The following is a 2,603-nucleotide window of genomic DNA, read 5'->3' as shown; positions in this document are numbered from 1 at the left end:
CGTGCAGATAAAATTCACCTGCTTCGCTTAGCAGCTTGTCGCACCCGCAGGAGCTGTACCGACTACAGCGCAAGAAATCCCGAAAGCAAGCTCCAGACTTATCTCTACATAGCGCTTTTCTGTGCCGAACGCGCAAAAATACCGAGCGCGCGTTCTAAATTCTAAATTCCAAGCCCCAGCGTCTCTTTCACCACGCGGCAAAAATCCGCCAAAAACCACCCAAGCGCCTTATAGTAGCTGCTTTTGGCGTTTATCTGCACGTGCGTAGCAAGCGCGGAAAAGCTCGGAATGATAAATTGCGCCAGATATAGCGTCAAAATTTTATGCGATTTCGCGTCCGTGTTTTGCTTAAAAATCATGGCAAGCAGCGCTAGCATATTGGCTGCGTGAGCGCTTTTAAGCTCTGCAAAAGGTTTTTTGAAGCGGCATTTTTCATAAAACAGCTCCACTTCGCTTTCGCTTATGAGCTTGAAAAAGTCCATCTCAAACGCCCCTTTTAGTGCCTCAAAATCGCGCCCTAGCGCCGCGTAGTCCTCACTCTGCACCTTTTGCCAAAGCTCATGGCCGTTTTTGTTCTCGATATTTTTATTTACGATGATCCAGTTTTTGCCCAAGCTGCGCAACTTCTGCTCATCTATCACGCCTTTAAAATTCGTCGCAAAGATTATGCAGATCACCGAGTATAGCTCGCCTAATTTCATCTTTTTCCTTTAAATTTAATCAAATTTCGCTCGCTTTTTTTAGCTTTTCGATGCCGAATTTTTCCCAAATCCTGCTTAAAGATCGATCTAAGCTCTGCTGCTTTTTATCGATCTCGCCAAAGAGCAGCGAGCTGCCCGATTTGCCGCTAAAATTTGAAAGATTTAGCGCCATATGGATTATCTGCGCGCCTTTTTTCACGTCGCAGAGCCTAAACAGCTCAAGCGCGGTCTCGCTCAGCAAGCTTAAGCTAAACGCCCTATCCTGGCTGATCTGGTGCGAAAACTCCTCGCGCGATTTGTAGCGGATCTTTAGATCATACGTCGCGGGCTTTAGCCCCCTTGCAAGCACTTCGCCTGCCAAATGGCGCGCCAAAATTAAAATTTTACGCCGCAGCTCGTCCCGATCGGCGCACGGCGCGAAGCTGCGCCCAAAGCCGATGCTTTTGCGCTCGCGCTTTGAGACGACCTCGCCCTCATCCTCGCCGCTAAGGGCTGCGAAAATTTTCCTGCCGTTTGCGCCCATCTTTTCAAAAATTTCTCTGTGCCCTAGCGCGTCGCCGAAGCTTATGATGCCGTATTTGCCGAGCGTTTTTTGCGCCGCTTTACCGATGCCAAAAAATTTTGCTACCGGCACGGCGGATAGCTCGCGCGCGATCTGCGATTTTAAAATTTGACGTACGCCGAAGGGCTTGGCAAGACTCGTGGCGAGCTTTGCGATCAGTTTTGCTTCGCTAAGCCCGACGCTACACGGAAGACTAAAGCGGCGCATAATCTCGCTTTGCAAAAACGCGGCAAAGCTCAGCGCGTCCGCGTCGTAAGCCGTGCCGCGTAAATTTAGAAAAAACTCGTCGATGCTAAATTTTTCGATCTCGGGCGTAAAGCTTAGTAAAAACTCATAAATTTCGCGTGAAATTTTTCGGTATTCGCCATGTCTGGCGCGCACCAAAATCAGCTGCGGACAGAGTCCGAGCGCGATTTTAACGGGCTGCGCCGAGTGCACGCCGTAGGCTCTGGCTTCGTAGCTCGCGCTTAAAATCACGCTGCCAAGCTCGCTCTTTCCGCCGAAAATCTCCTCGTCGCCGCCTCCGACGACTGCGATCTTTTTGCCCGCAAGCGCGGGATCCGCAAGCCTCGCTACAGAGACGAAGAAGCTGTCCAAATCGATATGAGCTATCAAACTATGTCGATCCCGAATCCGCTAAGCCCCGCGTAGTCTTTCGGCCCGCTCTTGCTTAAAATTTTGATTTTTTTCACGCCCAGATGCGCTAAAATTTGCGCTCCGATGCCGAAGCTCTTAAAATCAGCGCGATTTTGCGCGGATTTTAGCATCAAAAGCACGCCGCCCTCTTTGCGCAAAACGTCCAGATCGCGCATGAAATCGTTAAATTTCGCATCGCTTAAAAATTCCAGATCGCTTGAAATTTTATGAAATTTCACGTTCGTCTGCGCGCCCTTTTCTGGCTCGCCGAAAATATAGGCGCGGTGCTCGTTGCCCTCGTGATCGCTCACGTCGTAAAATTTCGCCGCCTCACCGCACAGCAGAGCGCTTTTGGGCTCGCTAAATTTAACGAGAGTTTCGTGTTTTAGGCGATACTGCACGATCTGCGCGACCGAGATCATATTGATGCCGTGCTGCGCGCAGAATTTTTCCAGATCGTCCCTGCGCGCCATATCGCCGTCGTCTTTAACGATCTCGCAGATCACTGCGCTTTGCGAAAGCCCCGCCAAGCGGCATAGATCCGTTGAGCCCTCAGTGTGCCCCGTGCGAGCGAGCACGCCGCCGCTTTTGGCGATAAGCGGGAAGATATGCCCCGGGCGGACGAAATCATCTGCGCGAGCGCCCACGCGCGACATCAGCTCGATCGTCATATTGCGCTCATACGCGCTTACGCCCGTCTTGGC

General features: G+C 51.2%; 3 protein-coding genes. All 3 read right to left on the bottom strand.

Annotated elements, in window-relative coordinates:
- Nucleotides 1–161 precede the first annotated feature (161 nt).
- On the bottom strand, nt 162–701 hold the full coding sequence (locus Q0277_RS04545; protein ID WP_297996014.1) for a hypothetical protein: 540 nt from the start codon (nt 699–701) through the stop codon (nt 162–164).
- Nucleotides 702–720: 19 nt separating this feature from the next.
- Nucleotides 721–1,878 carry a DNA polymerase IV gene (locus tag Q0277_RS04540; protein ID WP_297996013.1) on the bottom strand — a complete coding sequence of 386 codons (1,158 nt, stop codon included), beginning with the start codon at nt 1,876–1,878 and terminating at the stop codon, nt 721–723.
- Nucleotides 1,875–2,603: 3,4-dihydroxy-2-butanone-4-phosphate synthase (locus Q0277_RS04535; protein ID WP_297996012.1), on the bottom strand; the 729-nt coding region annotated here is incomplete at its 5' end. The genes Q0277_RS04535 and Q0277_RS04540, both read right to left, overlap by 4 nt.

The sequence above is a fragment of the uncultured Campylobacter sp. genome, from assembly GCF_938030815.1.
Taxonomy (GTDB): domain Bacteria; phylum Campylobacterota; class Campylobacteria; order Campylobacterales; family Campylobacteraceae; genus Campylobacter_B.
The sequence above is the reverse complement of the archived record's forward strand: the minus strand, read 5'-3'. Positions and strand labels throughout refer to the sequence as shown.